At 46.5% G+C, this 16,529-nt stretch carries 15 protein-coding genes; 7 read left to right on the top strand and 8 right to left on the bottom strand.

Features of this window, described 5'->3' with window-relative positions; all coding sequences use genetic code 11:
* The first annotated feature begins 212 nt into the window (after positions 1 to 212).
* Positions 213 to 764, top strand: a complete 552-nt coding sequence (locus H6F74_RS07245) for a peroxiredoxin (RefSeq protein ID WP_190418402.1) — start codon at positions 213 to 215, stop codon at positions 762 to 764.
* 137 nt (positions 765 to 901) lie between these two features.
* Here H6F74_RS07245 and H6F74_RS07240 read toward each other — a convergent pair whose 3' ends face one another.
* The 6 genes from H6F74_RS07240 to H6F74_RS07215 form a co-directional block, all read right to left on the bottom strand.
* The gene (locus H6F74_RS07240; RefSeq protein ID WP_190438352.1) at positions 902 to 1,204 is read right to left on the bottom strand and encodes a WGxxGxxG family protein; all 303 of its coding nucleotides are present in this window, start codon (positions 1,202 to 1,204) and stop codon (positions 902 to 904) included.
* Positions 1,205 to 1,371: 167 nt separating this feature from the next.
* Positions 1,372 to 2,415, bottom strand: coding sequence for a UDP-3-O-(3-hydroxymyristoyl)glucosamine N-acyltransferase (gene lpxD, locus H6F74_RS07235; RefSeq protein WP_190438348.1), 1,044 nt, complete (start codon positions 2,413 to 2,415; stop codon positions 1,372 to 1,374).
* Between the two features lie 56 nt (positions 2,416 to 2,471).
* On the bottom strand, positions 2,472 to 3,740 hold the full coding sequence (locus H6F74_RS07230) for an aminoacetone oxidase family FAD-binding enzyme (protein WP_190438345.1): 1,269 nt from the start codon (positions 3,738 to 3,740) through the stop codon (positions 2,472 to 2,474).
* Between the two features lie 23 nt (positions 3,741 to 3,763).
* Positions 3,764 to 3,925, bottom strand: a complete 162-nt coding sequence (rd, locus tag H6F74_RS07225; protein ID WP_190438342.1) for a rubredoxin — start codon at positions 3,923 to 3,925, stop codon at positions 3,764 to 3,766.
* Positions 3,926 to 4,295: 370 nt separating this feature from the next.
* Positions 4,296 to 5,087 (bottom strand): ChaB family protein, encoded by a 792-nt coding sequence (locus H6F74_RS07220; protein WP_190438339.1) that lies wholly within the window; start codon positions 5,085 to 5,087, stop codon positions 4,296 to 4,298.
* A 133-nt stretch (positions 5,088 to 5,220) separates the two neighbouring features.
* Positions 5,221 to 5,415 carry a hypothetical protein gene (locus H6F74_RS07215; protein WP_190438336.1) on the bottom strand — a complete coding sequence of 65 codons (195 nt, stop codon included), beginning with the start codon at positions 5,413 to 5,415 and terminating at the stop codon, positions 5,221 to 5,223.
* A 306-nt stretch (positions 5,416 to 5,721) separates the two neighbouring features.
* Here H6F74_RS07215 and H6F74_RS07210 point away from each other — a divergent pair, with 306 nt between their 5' ends.
* From H6F74_RS07210 to H6F74_RS07200, 3 genes are all read left to right on the top strand, one after another.
* On the top strand, positions 5,722 to 6,291 hold the full coding sequence (locus H6F74_RS07210) for an SRPBCC family protein (protein ID WP_190438334.1): 570 nt from the start codon (positions 5,722 to 5,724) through the stop codon (positions 6,289 to 6,291).
* 141 nt (positions 6,292 to 6,432) lie between these two features.
* Positions 6,433 to 7,977: an NAD(P)/FAD-dependent oxidoreductase gene (locus H6F74_RS07205; protein ID WP_190438332.1), complete on the top strand. Its 1,545-nt coding sequence runs from the start codon at positions 6,433 to 6,435 to the stop codon at positions 7,975 to 7,977.
* A gap of 110 nt (positions 7,978 to 8,087) precedes the next feature.
* Positions 8,088 to 9,197 (top strand): S-(hydroxymethyl)glutathione dehydrogenase/class III alcohol dehydrogenase, encoded by a 1,110-nt coding sequence (locus H6F74_RS07200; RefSeq protein WP_190438330.1) that lies wholly within the window; start codon positions 8,088 to 8,090, stop codon positions 9,195 to 9,197.
* Positions 9,198 to 9,534: 337 nt separating this feature from the next.
* Here the strand turns inward: H6F74_RS07200 and H6F74_RS07195 are convergent, their stop codons facing one another.
* Positions 9,535 to 10,269, bottom strand: a complete 735-nt coding sequence (locus H6F74_RS07195) for a phycocyanobilin:ferredoxin oxidoreductase (RefSeq protein ID WP_190438327.1) — start codon at positions 10,267 to 10,269, stop codon at positions 9,535 to 9,537.
* 127 nt (positions 10,270 to 10,396) lie between these two features.
* On the opposite strand from H6F74_RS07195, the gene H6F74_RS07190 reads away from it, so the two are divergent.
* The 3 genes from H6F74_RS07190 (at position 10,397) to tatA (ending at position 13,683) form a co-directional block, all read left to right on the top strand.
* Positions 10,397 to 11,818, top strand: coding sequence for a serine/threonine-protein kinase (locus H6F74_RS07190; protein ID WP_190438324.1), 1,422 nt, complete (start codon positions 10,397 to 10,399; stop codon positions 11,816 to 11,818).
* A gap of 138 nt (positions 11,819 to 11,956) precedes the next feature.
* Positions 11,957 to 13,288: a serine/threonine-protein kinase gene (locus H6F74_RS07185; RefSeq protein WP_190438320.1), complete on the top strand. Its 1,332-nt coding sequence runs from the start codon at positions 11,957 to 11,959 to the stop codon at positions 13,286 to 13,288.
* 218 nt (positions 13,289 to 13,506) lie between these two features.
* On the top strand, positions 13,507 to 13,683 hold the full coding sequence (gene tatA, locus H6F74_RS07180) for a twin-arginine translocase TatA/TatE family subunit (protein ID WP_190438317.1): 177 nt from the start codon (positions 13,507 to 13,509) through the stop codon (positions 13,681 to 13,683).
* A gap of 43 nt (positions 13,684 to 13,726) precedes the next feature.
* On the opposite strand, the gene cphA is transcribed toward tatA, so the two are convergent.
* The gene (gene cphA / locus H6F74_RS07175) at positions 13,727 to 16,420 is read right to left on the bottom strand and encodes a cyanophycin synthetase (RefSeq protein ID WP_190438314.1); all 2,694 of its coding nucleotides are present in this window, start codon (positions 16,418 to 16,420) and stop codon (positions 13,727 to 13,729) included.
* Between the last annotated feature and the right edge of the window lie 109 nt (positions 16,421 to 16,529).

Genomic DNA, 16,529 nt, shown 5'->3' with positions numbered 1-16,529 from the left:
TCCTCGTTCCTAGTCAGAGACTCTGAACGTATTGCAGGAGGCGAAGAGCCTCCTTTTTTATGCCTGAAAGTCTATTTTGAGTCAGGCACCTGAATCGTAGGCATTTCCAGCATCTCACGGGGAAGGAGAAAACAGTATTAACGTATTGCCTTTTTATAGAGAGGTGGTGGAAAATTGTAAACTTATGTTAAATAAAGTCCTTAGTTTTCACTATGATTTCCCGTCGCACCTTTGTGAATGTTTTACTAGCCAGTTGTTTAGCCTTAATTGCCTGGTTTAACATCTCACCATCTGCATCTGCACTAGGCGGCAAGCTGCCCTCTGTAAATCAACCTGCTCCAGAGTTTACGCTGCCAACCAACAACGGCGATCGCGAACTCTCTTTGTCGGACTACCGGGGTAAGTGGGTGGTTCTCTACTTCTACCCGAAAGACTTCACCTCTGGTTGCACTCTGGAAGCCCGCAGATTTCAGCAGGATTTGCCGAAATACCTAGACAAAAATACTCAAATCATTGGTGTGAGTGCGGATTCTGTAGATTCCCACGCCAAATTCTGCGATTCTGAAAAGTTAAAATTTCCGCTTTTAGCTGATATCGATGGCAAAGTAAGTAAAGCTTACGGGTCTTGGATTGGCTTTGTCTCAATGCGCCATACTTTCATTGTCGATCCACAGGGAATGCTGCGGGAAACATTTACCGGAGTAAACCCAGCGATTCACAGTACCGAGGTGTTGTCTCGCTTGGATGAATTGCAGACAACATAAGCTAATGGCGAATGGCAATAAACGAAATGGCTATTAGCAAATAGCAAAATTGCTGGTGAACTTTCTTTCACCAGCAACCTACAATCTAAAACCTAGTTTTAATCACTCAATAACCCAAAAGAAATCGCTTTTTTTCCTTAACGACGATAGGTTGTAGAACCAACTTCTTCGGGGTCACGGTAACGGGCTGGTTCGCTGTTCTTGCGACCTGCAAGACCACCCAAACCTAGTAAGCCTAATAGACCTAACCAACCCCAATCAAAACTGTTATCTTCCTGGGTTTCGTAAACGCCTGTAGTGGGGGCAGTAGTAGTGGTAGTAGTATCGCCAGTTGTTGTATCGGCTGTCTGGGAAACGGCAGGTAGGGCTAGGGGTAGAACGGCTACGCTGGCTGCGATCGCACTAGCACTAACAAATTTGGAAACGTTTGAAAATTTCATGTGTTAATCTCCTCTTCTCTTACTACTAAGAATAGCGATCGCACACCTCCAATTAACTCCATCTGAAGCTGGAAAATAAACCGCTTCTTTGTTACTGCCCAAGAGATAGAAAAAGCCGTTAGAGTATATATCACTCTACGGCTTTAGTAGTATATACTTATTACTAATTATTTCTTTTCCCCTAATCGCTGTAGCTGCTTGAGAGTTTGATACATCTCTGGGAGGCGGTGGTAAATCGCTGCTGCTTTGAGAAATACTTTGTGGGGAATGGCTGGGGTACCTGTAACAATGGCTCCGGGTTCGATGTTGTTGTGGATGCCTGCTTTGGCGGTAGCGATCGCGCCATCTCCAATATGCGCTTGATTCGCTATCCCCACTTGTCCTGCCAGCAACACCCGATTCCCCACTGTTACGCCGCCTGCCATGCCCGCTTGTCCAGCGATCGCGCAGTTAGACCCCACTTTGCAGCCGTGACCAATATGTACCAAGTTGTCAATTTTCGTATTTTGTGCTACACGAGTTTCCCCTACGGCGGGGCGGTCGATGGTGCTGTTGCAGCCAACTTCGACACCATTTTCTAGCACGGTGTAGCCAGACTGCTCCATTTTGAACCAACCTGTCGCGGTGGGGACAAAACCGAAGCCTTCGGCACCAATAACTGCACCGCTATGAATTACGCAATCTGCGCCGATGCGGGTGCGTTCGTGGATGCTACAGTTGGCGTGTAAGACGGTGCGATCGCCTATTTCCACATCGGGGTAAATTACAACGTTGGGATGAATCACTACCCCATCGCCAATTTTCGCCCCGGCTTGAATTACTGCATGGCCGCCGATGTAAACGTCTTTGCCAATTTCTGCGTCGGGATGAATTACCGCTGTAGGATGGATTTCGGGGGCGGGGTGAAAGGGTTTGTAGAAGAGTGCGATCGCGCCTGCAAATACCAATCGCGGATCGGATGCGGCTATCCAGGCAATATTGCGATCGCTGGCTTGCTGTTGTAATTTTTCATCTTTGGGTAAGATTAAGGCGCTGGCTGAAGTTTTTTCCACGAAAGCGGCAAATTTTCCCCCTTCAATGTAGCTGAGGGTGCCTGATTGTGCCTCATCGACTGCGGCTATTCCGGTGATTTCTGGATCGCGATCGCTGTGGGATGTGAGGCTGGTGTTGGTGGCATTGAGTTTTTGGACGATTTCGCTGAATTTGAGCATTGTGGCTAGAGATTTAGGAGAATAAACCGCACAGACAAGAGAGGAACAGAGAAAGGTTAGGAGGCGATCGCATTTCCTGCTATGTAAGCTGTTGTCCAGGCATTTTGGAAGTTAAAGCCGCCTGTTACTCCGTCGATATCTAGGATTTCTCCGGCAAAGTAAAGTCCGGGACAAATGCGGCTTTCCATCGTTTTGAAGTTTACTTCTTTGAGGGTGACACCGCCACAGGTGACAAATTCTTCTTTAAAGACTCCTTTGCCTTTAATTTGGTATTGACTTTGGGTGAGTTCTTGAATTAACTGGTTGAGGGTTTTGTTGGATAGTTCTGCCCAACGTTGTTCGGCACTAATGGCAACAGCGGCAATTAAACTTTGCCACAGGCGACGCGGTAGGGGAACTGGGCAACTGGTGGAAACTGCTTTTTGGGGTAGTTGGGATTTTACTGCTAATAGCATTTCCCGCAGACTTTCTGGATTGTACTGGGGAAGCCAGTTAATTTGCAAAGTCGCCTGATATTTGCAATCGTGCAGCACTCTGGCAGCCCAAGCAGAGAGTTTCAACGCGGCGGGGCCACTTACACCCCAATGGGTAATTAGCAATGGCCCTGTTTGTTCTAGCGGGGTTTTACCAGAAGTTAATAACCGCAGGCGCACGTTTTCTACGCTGACTCCAGGCAAATCTTTTAGGCGGGAGTCGGGGATGTTAAAGGTAAATAGTGAGGGGACTGGTGGTTCTATAGTGTGTCCTAAATCTTTTGCCCAGTGGTAGCCTTGAAAGTTGCTGCCAGTTGCGAGGAGAATGCGATCGCAACTTATTCTCTCTTTTGACTTCAACACTATCTCGAATCCTCCCCCCTCCTCCTTCCCAGCCTCAGCCTCGATTCCATCAACAGGATTCAACGGTAAAATCGATGCCACAGGTATCCCCGTGCGAATTTCGACCCCAGCTGCGTCTGCTGCCTTAATCAAACAATTCACAATCGTTTCTGAACTATCTGTAACCGGAAACATCCTACCATCCGGCTCAGTTTTCAACTTTACGCCATGAGTAGCAAACCACTCTACTGTATCCTTGGCTTGAAACCGACTGAAAGCACCCCGCAGAGCTTTTCCGCCTCTGGGGTAATTTTGCACCAATCCGGCGGGGTCGAAGCAAGCATGAGTGACGTTGCATCGTCCGCCGCCAGAAATGCGAACTTTGCTCAGAAGTTGTCTCCCTGCTTCTAACAAAATAACTTGGGCGCGGGGATTAGCTTTGGCACAGGTAATGGCACCAAAAAACCCTGCTGCCCCACCGCCAATTACCACGACTCGTAAAGGTTGCACAATCAAAAGGTAATATCTAACTACTATTCTTCTAGTTCAAAATCCTCTTTGGTGGCACCGCACAGAGGACACACCCAGTCATCGGGTATATTTTCAAAAGGTGTGCCTGGTGGGATACCTCCATCTGGATCGCCTTCTGCGGGATCGTAAACGTATCCGCAAATCTTACATAGATACTTTTTCATTTTATCTGTTTTCCTCACAATTCTTCTGTATAGTAAAGCCCCTGAAGTCGGAACTCCAGAGGCTTATTGCAAAGGATTATTAATCAGGAGGCTCCCGCCTCCATTAATGCTGGTGCAAGATTGAACCTGCTATGCAATTTTATTAGCCTTACCCCTCTTTTGAAGGCAGCAGGGTGGCTCATACAACCCTTAGAAAATATCGACAATTGCGACATTTTGTAGGGGCATGACAATCCAAAAGCCCCTACCGCCGACCAAAATCAACGTTACAAAATTTTCTTGTAATAAATGAAACCACTCTGCAATTTACCCTAGGGTAAATGGGGGGCTGATTTTAGCTGTAGGGTTAATCGATTCAAGACCTACAAAATTACAGCTTGGCTTTTGCTTTCGACCAATAGCCATTTTCGTCTTGTTCAAATTGCTCAGAAACTACATCCCAAGCATGATGTTCTGCCTTAGATTCATCGCCAGATTCAGTTAAAGCTTGATTGTAATTGGCGATAAATGTTCTTTGAGCGTCTTCTGAAAGGTGAGAGCGAACTTCCGGGGACAAATCGCTGGGGTTTTCCAGTTGTCCGGAACGTTTGCGGGGTAATGTTGTTTCGCTGGTATGCACTTCTTCGCCACCAGCACTTTCTAGTAGTAGCTGAATTTCACCACTTTTATCGGCGGGGACTTCCACAGCTAACAGAAAGTCTCCGGCTTCCACGCGGGTTTGATAGATGGCGGCTTTTTCTTCTGGCATTCCCACAGCTATTAAAGCTGAGACTAAGCCAGCACCAGCTGCTCCTGCGATCGCTCCACTAGCTGCACCCAGCAACGCTGCACCCAATGGACCTGCTGCGACTACTGGCCCCACAAACGGAATGAATAGCACTCCCACGCCTGTCAGCAAAGCTAGAGCTGAACCAAACAAGGAACCAAAGATTCCGCCTTGTTTGAGTCCACCCAAGATTACATCTTTTTTGGTGAGGAAGCCAGTAATCCGGGTTTCCGAGTGAAAGTTTTTGCCGATAATTGAAATGTCATCACGGGAAACCCCACGATCCAGCAAGCGGGGAATTACTTTATCAATTTGCTCGCGCTCTTTGAAAACGGCTGATATAGTTTTTTCAACAGTGGAAACTGTTGACTGTGCAGTGGTGTCTATGGCTGTCATTCACTTCTCCTGAGAATTTTTAACTTTTGTTAAGTCTTCTAGGAGTTTATGTAACGATGCAGCGCGCTGCATGGCCCCCAAGATTGATTAAAAAATTGTACTTTTAGATACTGATAATAATTAAGAAATTGAGCTAGTATCGCCTAGTTTTCTCAATTCCAAAGAAAATACCAGTAGCAATCGAAAGCAGGATTAACATCCAAATTACGCCGCCTGGTAGGAAGGTGAGAATGCCAAAGCCCCTCAGCACATAGACAGCGACGGTTAGCCCTAGAACACCAGCAAAAATAGCAGAAATCAGATTTTCGGAATTAGGAGATCGACTCACTTTCCTTGACAAAATAAATGGTAAAACAGAGTATACGATTAGTTAACGTCTGCTCAGGTTGTTTATGGCGCTCTTTTGAATCACGATAGTGGATGCGATCGCTCTGGCCATGCCAAAAATATACAACACGGTTGACGTTCCGGCGTTAGGACGGCTCACTTTCGTTGACTCCTGAAATGAGACTGAGTGGGATAATCAGTAGATAAACTGATTTGCTTTGACTATTGCCCTTGGGCAGAGCAACGTTAACTAGACATGGAATTAGTATAATCTCAGGAAAATTGATCTAGGAGTGGCTGAGTCAGCATGAGTATACTTTCTCCGTCGGACTCGATGGATGCCTTCTCAGACTCACCGCTGAGTAGGGGATGCTCAGCGGCGCTTTTAAAAGGCGAGATTTTGTTGGAAACCCGAAAGCATTCTGCTTGGGGTGGTGCTGTCACAGCCCAAATGTATTTGCCTTCTTCGCGATCGCTTATCTGGCCCCAATTAACAGATTACCCCCGATGGGTGCATTATTTCCCGGATGTCATTCGTTCGGAGGTTCTTCACCCACCAGATGCTTTAAATCAAGGTTGCAAGCGTCTTTATCAAGTTGCCAATAAAGCTTTCCTGTTTCTCAGTATCCAGGTTGAGGCTTATTTAAGGGTAGTTGAAATTGTTCAGCAGCAAATTCAGTTTCGGTTAGAAAAAGGCAGTTTTGTTGATTTCTCAGCCGATTTAAGTCTGCAAGATTACGCGGATGGAACTTTGCTCACCTATGCTGTGCAAGCAACGCCCACTATCCCAGTACCGTCACTTTTTATTGAACAGGCAATGCAATTGGAATTGCCTGCTAATATGCGAAAAATGCGGCAGGTTCTTTGTGGGGGTTAGGGGCTGGGGACTGGGGACTGGGGGCTGGGGACTGGGGGCTGGGGGCTGGGGACTGGGTAAGACTTTTTTCTAATCCCCAATTCTCAATTCCCAATTCCCAATTCCCAATCCCCAATCCACAATCCCCAATTCAATGACCTCATGAAAAAAGTTGATGTCCTCGTCGTGGGTTCCGGTCACAATGGCTTGGTAGCAGCACTACTACTAGCACGCCAAAAATTGGATGTTTTAATAGTCGAAGAAAAAGCAGTTATTGGCGGTGCTTGTCGTACAGAAAAACCATTTCAAACTGCGCCACAATTAAACATTTCAACTGGTGCTTACCTGCTGGGATTAATGCCGCCCGAACTCCTGCAAATTTTAGATATAGATTTGCCTCTCATCCGCCGTGACCCGCACTACTTTCTCCCCACTACAGACAAGCGTTATCTGCTGTTCGGTTCAGACGTAGAGGCGATGCAGCAACAATTTACCGAATTCTTCTCTGAAGCTGACTGGAAAGCTAACCAGAAGTTGCAAGAGGAAATTGCCCAGATTCGGGAAGATATTGCACCAACTTGGCTAGAAGAACCGCTTTCAATTGAAGAGACAGCAGAACGCTACCTGCGTCCATCTTTGCGTCAGGTATTCATTGATTTGTGCCGAAAATCAGTAGGCGAATATCTCAATCGCTTTGAGTTTAAAAGCGATTTGCTAAAAGCAATGTACGCCGTGACTGATGGCTTTTCGGGACTCTATGGCACTTGGGACACTCCCGGTACGGGGATGAATTTTTTAATTCATAATATGTGCAGACTTCCAGGTAGTGACGGCACTTGGATGATGATTAAAGGCGGTATGGGTACAGTAACTCAACGTCTTGCGGATGCAGCAATTAAAGCTGGTGCGAAGATAGAAACGGGATGCGGTGTGAGGCAAATTCTGCTGGAAAATGGCGTTGCTAAAGGCGTTGTTTTGCAAAACAATACGGAAATATCTGCTAATACTGTAATTGTGAATGCCGATCCCTTCCGAATGCGCGATTTAATTGGTGTGGAAAATTTGCCAGCAAATTACAACGCCAGAATCGATAATTATCGCAAAGACGGTTCTACCTTTAAGGTGAATTTATGTCTCAAAGGATTGCCAAAATTTACCTGTCTGCCTGAAGATTGCGGTCAGTATGGCACTACAATTCACCTGCTTCCAGATGAGGCACAAGTGATGCAGCAGTTGCGTAGCACTTTCGCTGATGTGCAAGCTGGTCGCCTTCCGGATTTTCCGGCGATTGAGTGGTATATTCACACTACCCTCGATCCATCTATGCAGGATGCTGAGAAACACCACAATTCAGCGCTGTTTGTGCAGTGGGTGCCTTATGAATTAGAGGGTACAACTTGGGATGAGGAAGAAAGCAGATATATTAGTCATTTGCTGGAAATATGCGATCGCTTCGCCCCCAACACGTCACAATTAGTTCAAGAAGTGTTTCCTCTCCATCCCCAGAAGCTAGAACAACACTTTGGTTTGACGCGGGGACACATTCATCACGTTGATAACTCTTTTGGTTTTGCTGACAGGTTGCCTTACAATACACCGATACCGGGACTTTATTCTGCTAGCGCAGCTTGTCACCCCGCTGGTTCTGTGATTGGTGCGGCGGGTTATAATTCAGCCCAGCGCGTGTTGCGAGACTTTAGTTTTTAAAGCAAAGGTACGCTAAGGTAATCGCAAATGAGCAGGGAGGCTTTGCGGTAGCAAAGCGGCGCGACAGCGCTACCTTTGTGTTTATAGATATTAGACAGGAGAGCGCGACCGTGGACGTTAAAGCAGCAATAGCATTTGAGGCGGGTAAACCGTTAAGTATTGAAACGGTACGGCTGGATGGCCCCAAGGCGGGCGAGGTGCTGATAGAAATTAAGGCGAGTGGGGTGTGTCATACGGACGCTTACACGCTTTCTGGTAACGATCCTGAAGGTTTGTTTCCGGCGATTTTAGGACATGAGGGCGCTGGCGTTGTTGTGGAAGTTGGCGCAGGAGTGAGTAGTTTAAAAGAAGGCGATCGCGTAATTCCCCTCTACACTCCAGAATGCCGTCAGTGCGAATACTGTCTAAGCAGAAAAACTAATTTATGTCAAGCTATTCGCACCACGCAAGGACGCGGTGTAATGCCTGATGGCACGAGTCGCTTTTCTATTGATGGTCAAATGATACATCATTACATGGGGACATCGACCTTCGCCAACTATACAGTATTGCCGGAAATTGCCGTTGCAAAAATCCGTGAAGATGCCCCTTTTGATAAAGTTTGCTACATCGGTTGTGGCGTTACTACTGGCATTGGCGCAGTTATCAACACTGCAAAAGTAGAACCGGGAGCCAATGTTGTAGTGTTTGGATTGGGCGGCATTGGTTTAAATGTGATTCAGGGGGCGCGGCTGGTTGGCGCTAATATGATTGTGGGTGTTGATATTAATCCGAGTAAGCGATCGCTTGCTGAAAAATTCGGCATGACTCACTTTGTAAATACCAAAGAAGTCGAAGGCGATTTAGTTGCTTACTTGGTAGATTTAACTAAAGGCGGTGCAGATTACAGCTTCGAGTGCGTTGGTAATGTTAATATCATGCGCCAAGCTTTAGAATGCTGCCATAAAGGTTGGGGAGTTAGTGTTGTTATCGGCGTTGCTGCTGCTGGACAAGAAATCAGCACTCGTCCCTTCCAACTTGTCACCGGGCGCGTTTGGAAAGGTTCCGCTTTCGGTGGTGCTAGAGGTCGCACAGATGTCCCAAAAATTGTTGATTGGTACATGGAAGGTAAAATCAACATTGACGACTTAATTACTCATGTTATGCCGATTGAACGCATCAATGATGCTTTTGATTTGATGCACCACGGCGAATCTATCCGCAGCGTCGTCACATTTTAGATTTAGTAGCGTAGGCATTGCCTACCAACTCTTATTTCCCCTGAAATTATCCCTTTTTCTCTCAAATTCCCTCTACATCTTCTTTTGGCTGGAGTGGTTCGTGAAAGCTATTTTTAGAGGATGTCTGCAAAGTCATAATCGAGACGCTTAGAGGGTGGAGATCCCCCTAAATCCCCCTTAAAAAGGGGGACTAAGACTTGATTCTCCCCCTTTTTTAAGGGGGGGCTGGGGGGGATCAAACTAAGTTTTGACACTTCTGGGACATCCTCTTAAAAAGGTGCGGTGAAACAAACTCGCGTCCGGCTGCGCGGATGCGAGTTTATGTTGTCAGGCATTTCTAAACGCTGTCAAACAAAACAGTCGTCATATAATGTTCTGCCCACTCCAAACCAAAGGCTTTTTCTAGCACCCGACGAGTTTTGTCATTCTGCTGCTGTTTAGTAGAGTAGTAGCGCTGCCCGTTAAGGATTTCAGCTTGTTTTTCAGAACTTACTGGCTGGGCTGCGATCGCATTCAGACAATGAATTTCTAAAAACGACTCCACGCGAGAGAGAAACTGATTTTCTTCCTCTGGGCTGCCAGGACGGACAAAAAAGCAAAATTCCGAAAAAATATCGCCCCAATCGGGTAATTCGCGGGGTTGAGAGAAATTGGGGGTGGGTAGCCCCCCAAGGGAAAAAGTATATTCTTCGGGTAATGAGCGATCACTGCTGATGGGAGAAAGATCCGCGATCGCTGCACTAATTTGTCCCCGTCCACCGATTAAATCGCAGCCAAACATCGGCAGATTGTATTGAGGGTGAGGAAACATCACGCAATGCAAAATATCCAGCATTGTGCCGACTTTTGCCAATTCCAGGTGCATTTTGCGAAATTGCGGCGACTGGTAGCAGCGATTTTCAATCGTCAGCTTTTCTCCCTCTAATCTTCCTTCCACATAACCCAACTCAGCTGGCAGTTGGTAAGGTGAAAGATCGAGGTGTTTGTGCCAAACTGCTTCAATAGTGTCAGCCAGCTGGCGAATTAGAGGGTGTTGTTGTTCGCGTAGGGAAGACTTTGAAGTTTCTAACATTTCTTAAAATTTGCTTTCTCTTAACTACGATAATCCAGCAGCAGACACAGGTAGGTTAAGAATATCAGCTTGTCAGGGACAAAAAAAGCTATAACAACCTGTATAGGCCAGTGACAGCAGTAAAAATATGAAGGGTGAAGTATTAGGTCGCTACCAAATCGAACAGCAGCTAGGTAAACGTGCTGGAAGACGCACGTTGTTAGCGCGTGACAACCAAACTCAAGAATTAGTCGTAGTCAAGCTATTGTCTTTTAGCAGCGATTTTGAGTGGGAGGAGCTTAAGTTATTTGAACGGGAAGCGGAAACTTTAAAATCTTTAACGCATCCGGCTATTCCGCGCTACTTAGATTATTTCGAGCTAAATTCATCAGCATACAAAGGATTTGCCCTTGTTCAAACTTATGTAGAAGGGAAATCTTTAGAAGAACATCTCAAAGCTGGACGAACTTTTAGCGAAGCAGATATTAAGGAAATTGCTACAGCAATTTTAGAAATTCTCAATTATTTACATAGCCGTCAACCACCAGTAATCCACCGGGATATTAAACCTAGCAATATTTTATTAACCAATCGTTCTGGTAATAGCGTTGGCGAAGTTTACTTAGTTGATTTTGGTTCGGTGCAGACTCTTGCCGCCAAGGAAGGCGGAACAATTACAGTGGTGGGAACTTATGGCTATATGCCGCCAGAACAATTTGGTGGACGTGCAGTTCCCGCATCCGATCTTTATAGTTTAGGTGCAACTTTAATATATCTAGCGACGGGTCAGCATCCTGCCGATTTACCGCAAACCGATGGCTTACAAATTAAATTTGAAAAAGCTGCTAATCTCAGTCCTGCTTTAATCAATTGGTTAAAGCGGATGACTCACCCCAACCTGAATCGACGCTTGGCTTCTACTAAGGAAGCACTGCAAGCTCTCATGCAGCCGCAGGAACCAGGCATTGCTCCTGTAACTGTGAGGAAACCAGCTGGTAGCAAAATTTCCGTGACTGAAAAAGCAGATTCTCTAGAAATTCTCATCCCTCCATCGGCGTTAAATTCTAATATTCTAAAGCTGTGCTTTTTTGCGATCGCTTGGAATTCTTTCATACTACTGTGGACAAGTTCTTTATTCTTTACATCTTCCGGTATTGACTTCTTCATGGTATTGTTCTCCCTACCTTTTTGGTACCAAGGCATTCACATGATATGGCAGGTTCTCTTTGGGTTGTTTGGACGTGTTCGGCTAAGTATCGATCCGCAGCAAATTAGCTTAACCTATGAAATATTTGGATTTAAATTCAATTTTCCTAAGCAAGCACAAAGACAAGACATCACTATGCTGGAACACACGAGAAAATATTTGACAACAGGCCACAGGGGCAGAGAAGTTGAGGTCAGCCCCCGCGTTATTATTTGGGCGGGAACGCAGAAATATGAGTTGGTTACTGATGAGGTGATGACTGAACCGGAACTCAACTGGCTCGCTCATGAACTGAGTGATTGGTTGAAATTGCCAATTATACGACCCATTAAAAGCGAGCAGGTTCTTCCATCTGATAGCTAGTCTCCTATATTTGAGCGTGGATAGTTTATCGGAGACGGGTATGTTTGGTTTAGGATGGACGGAAGTGGGTGTAATAGCGATCGCTCTTTTTCAACGAATCTCATTCTTGTTACAAAAAATGACAACAATAGTAAAAGTATGAAGGGTGAAGTATTAGGTCGCTACCAAATCGAACAGCAGCTAGGTAAACGTGCTGGACGAAGAACGCTATTAGCGCGTGACAACCAAACTCAAGAATTAGTTGTAGTCAAGCTATTATCTTTTAGCACCGATTTTGAATGGGAGGCTCTTAAGTTATTTGAACGGGAAGCGGAAACTTTAAAAACTATCTCCCATACTTCTATTCCCCGCTATCTCGACTTTTTTGAGATAGATTTACCCACAGGTAAAGGATTTGCTCTCGTACAAACTTATGTAGATGGGAAATCTTTAGAAGAACATCTTAAAGCTGGGCGTACTTTCAGCGAAGACGAAGTAAAGCAACTAGCCAAAGACCTTTTAGAAATTTTAATTTACCTGCATGGCCGTCAGCCTCCCGTTATCCACCGGGATATTAAACCTAGCAATATTTTATTAACAAATCGTTCTGGTAATAGCGTTGGCGAAGTCTACTTAGTTGATTTCGGTTCGGTGCAGACTCTCGCCGCCAAGGAAGGCGGAACAATTACAGTAGTGGGAACTTATGGCTATATGCCGCCAGAACAATTTGGCGATCGCGCAGTTCCATCATCCGATCTTTATAGCTTAGGCGCAACTTTGATTACTTTGGTGACGGGAACTCATCCCGCAGATTTACCGCACAAGGATGGACGCATTCAATTTGAGAAAGCGTGCAATCCTAGTCCAGCATTTAGCAGATGGTTGCGGTGGATGATAGAACCTAGTTTAGACCGCCGCTTAGCTTCTGCACCCGTTGCACTGCAAACGCTCGAAAAGCCGCCGGAAGAACCAGAAACCGTTCCTTTAGTTGTTAGTAAACCAACTGGTAGCAAAGTTTCTTTGAAAAAAGACAATGATTATTTAGAAATTCTCCTCCATCCAGAGGGATTTAAGTTTAATTTGGTATTCTTGTACTGTGTTGACCTTTTTGTGGCTGTAGTTCTGTTTTCTGCCTTTTCTGCCTCTATCCCTTGGATGAGCCAATTTTTCTTTTTGGTGCTGATACTGCCTTTGTGGAGAACTTTGTTTGCATTATTTCGCCGAGTCAGGTTGCGGCTCGATCAGCGGCAAATTTCCCTAATTTATGAGATATTTGGAATAAAGTTTAAATATCCCAGTTCGGCATCGAAACAAGATATCAATAAGTTGGAAGTGAAATATGTAGACCAAGTTAGGCAGAAGATTATTATTTGGGTAGGTACGCAAAAATATGAGCTTGGCGGTAACGGTATCATTTCTGAACCGGAACTCGACTGGCTGGCTTATGAACTTAGCGATTGGTTAGGATTACCAATCAATCTCAGGAAATGACCTTGTAGCGAGAGTTGATAGGACATGAAGAGATCCCCCCAACCCCCCTTATTAAGGGGGGCTAAGAGATGTCCCAACCCCCGTTATTAAGGGGCTAAAGGGCGGAGAGATGTCCCTAACCCCCTTATTAAGGGGGTCGCCGCAGGCGGGGGGATCGAGGTTTGAAACCCTCAGTGCGTAAGTCCTAGTTAAATTAAGATGTTTTACAGGAGAGTGATATGTTTGGTTTAGGATGGCCGGAAGTGGGTGTGGTAGCGATCGCTGCTATTTTAATCTTTGGCCCCAAGAAGATTCCAGAACTAGGTAGCGCGCTAGGGAAAACCTTGCGCGGCTTTAAGGATGAAATGAATCGCGAAGGCGAGGAACCATCCCAGGAAAATCAAGATAATAAATAAAGGCAAAAGGCAAAAGGAATTCTTCCTTTTGCCTTTTACCTTTTTATAGCTTCTGTACTACAGAAGACTTCACACTATCTTTGTTCTCCACTGGGATAGTGCCATTTTCGATGTTTTCCCCGACTGGGCGACGCGCCTCAATTAAGCTAATTGCGCGGGTGACGCTTTCTGGTAAAATCACCACCAAACTGCCTTCTGGCGCTTGGTCGAGAGCGGTGTTAATCGCAGTCGTCTCATCAAGGATAGTTTCATACTGAGCATCCGGCTTTTCTTGGGATATCCCTTGAGAAATTAGCTCAGAGGCATTACCGCGATCGCGTCCCCGCGTATCATCGTCTTCCTTAACGATAATGCGATCGAACATTAGGCTAGAGAGTTTACCCAGCATCACAAAATCTTCGTCACGGCGATCGCCAGGGCCACCCACAACCCCAATTCTTACCCCAGGCCAATTGCGGACAAAACCGCCCAGAGCCTCGTAAGAAGCTGCATTGTGAGCATAATCTATCAGAGCATTATATTTGCCCAGATTGAACATATTCATCCGCCCCGGTGTCTGAGAAGCCGAAGCCCGGAACGTACTTAAACCCTGACGAATCTCCTCAATTTTCACCCCTTGAGCAAACGCCGCCAGACTCGCCGCCAGCGCATTCGCAATTTGGAAAGGTGCCAACCCACCCATTGTCAATGGCACATTCACCGCCTGCTCAATTCGCAGCGTCCAATCTGCCTTTAAAATTGACAGATAGCCATTCTCATAAGCTGCTGCCAAGCCGCCTTTGCGCGTATGGCTTTGCACCAACTCATTCTCCGGGTTCATGGTGAAATAAGCTATTTGCCCTTTCACGCGCCTTGCCATCGCCGCCACTAGAGGATCGTCTGCATTAAGTACCGCATAGCCTTCTGGCGCAACCGTTTCGGCTACCACACTCTTGAGATGAGCCATATCATGTATGGTTTCAATATCGCCAAGTCCCAGGTGATCTGCGGCGACGTTTAAAACTACTCCCACATCGCAAGTGGTGAAAGCCAACCCAGACCGAAGAATACCGCCGCGTGCAGTTTCCAGCACCGCCACCTCTACCGTAGGATCTGAAAGAATCAAATTGGCGCTTTGTGGGCCAGTGTTGTCTCCTGGTTCCGCCATGTAATCACCAATGTAGGTGCCGTCGGTCGTTGTGTAGCCAATGGTTTTACCTGTCTGCTTAAAGATATGGGCAATCAGGCGCGTAGTAGTGGTTTTGCCGTTAGTTCCAGTGATGGAAACAATGGGAACGCGGCTGGGAGACCCTTGCGGGAACAGCATATCCAGCACTGGCGCTGCGACATTTCGCGGTAAACCCTGGCTGGGACAGACGTGCATCCGGAATCCAGGGGCGGCGTTTACCTCAACAATCACGCCATCCATTTCTCTGAGTGGTTTACTGATATCATTTGTCACCACGTCAATTCCAGCAATATCCAGACCGATAATCTTAGCTATTCGTTCAAAAAGCCAGATATTTTCTGGATGCACCTCGTCAGTACGGTCAACAGCAATGCCTCCGGTGCTGAGGTTGGCTGTTGCCCGTAGGTAACAAATCTCACTTTTGGATAGCACCGTCTCTAGGGTGTATCCCTGCCGTTCCAAAAGTTGCCAAGATGTGCGGTCTAGTTCTATTTTGGTGAGGACGTTATCGTGTCCCTCCCCGCGATTCGGGTCGCGATTGGTTTCTTCTATCAGTTGCTCAATTGTGGACTTGCCATCTCCCACAACGTGGGCGGGGACTCGTTCCGCTACCGCCACCATTTTGCCATTTATTACTAGCACCCGGTGATCCCGTCCGGTATAGAAGCGTTCCACGATTACGGATCGGGTTTTGGAGACAGCACTGGCAGCATCGTAGGCTTCCTGTGCCAGTTGCCAGTCGTTGATGTTGATGGTGATACCTCGTCCGTGATTGCCGTCCAGGGGCTTGATCACAATTGGGTAGCCACCAACGTCTTCTATAGATTGTTCGAGTTCATCTAGGTAGTTAATTACGGTGCCACGCGGTACTGGCACCCCAGCTTCGTGTAGGATTTTTTTGGTGCCTTCCTTGTCGCAGGCAAGCTCTACCCCTAAAATTCCGGAGTAAGTGCTGAGCGTTGCTTGCATTCGCTTCTGGTAAATGCCATAGCCCAGCTGAACCATAGAACGGGCGCTTAAAGATGTCCAGGGAATACCCCGCGCTTCTGCTTCTTTGACGATGGTTTCGGTGCTGGGGCCGAGGGCGGCATCGCGCGCCAAGTCTCTCAGGTCTTTGAGATCCTGCTGTAATTCCGCAGCGGGATAGCTGCCTGTGTCTACAATACTTTGGCATAGCCGCACTGCTGCTCTGGCGGCATAGCGACCCGCTTGTTCATCAAAATACTCGATGACTACCTGGTAAGTGCCTGGGGTGGCGGTTTCGCGGGTACGCCCAAAGCCGACTTTCATCCCCGCGAGTTCTTGTAGTTCTAAGGCGACATGTTCAATGATGTGTCCCATCATCGTGCCTTCGTGAACTCTGCTTAAGAAGCCACCTCGGCAACCAGGGGAACAGAAGTGTTCTACCAGACTCGGCAGTGCCTGAACTAATCCCTCGTAGAAGCCTGGAATTTCATTGGATGGCAACTCTGCCAGCTCTTCTAAGTCTAGGCGCATGACTACCAGTTTGTGGCGTCGAATGCTCCAGTAGTTTGGGCCCCGTAATGTCTGGATTTTTAGAATTCTCATACCTAATTTTGCGGATGATTCAGAGGATGTGGGCGGTAGGGCGGGGTAGGGACTTTCACACAAAGCAATTTAGATATAAATATGCTTTTCTTTTATATAGACTTAATGC

Source organism: Trichocoleus sp. FACHB-90 (assembly GCF_014695505.1).
GTDB classification, from domain to species: Bacteria; Cyanobacteriota; Cyanobacteriia; order Cyanobacteriales; family FACHB-T130; genus Funiculus; species Funiculus sociatus.
This window is presented reverse-complemented; position numbering and strand designations above follow the sequence as displayed.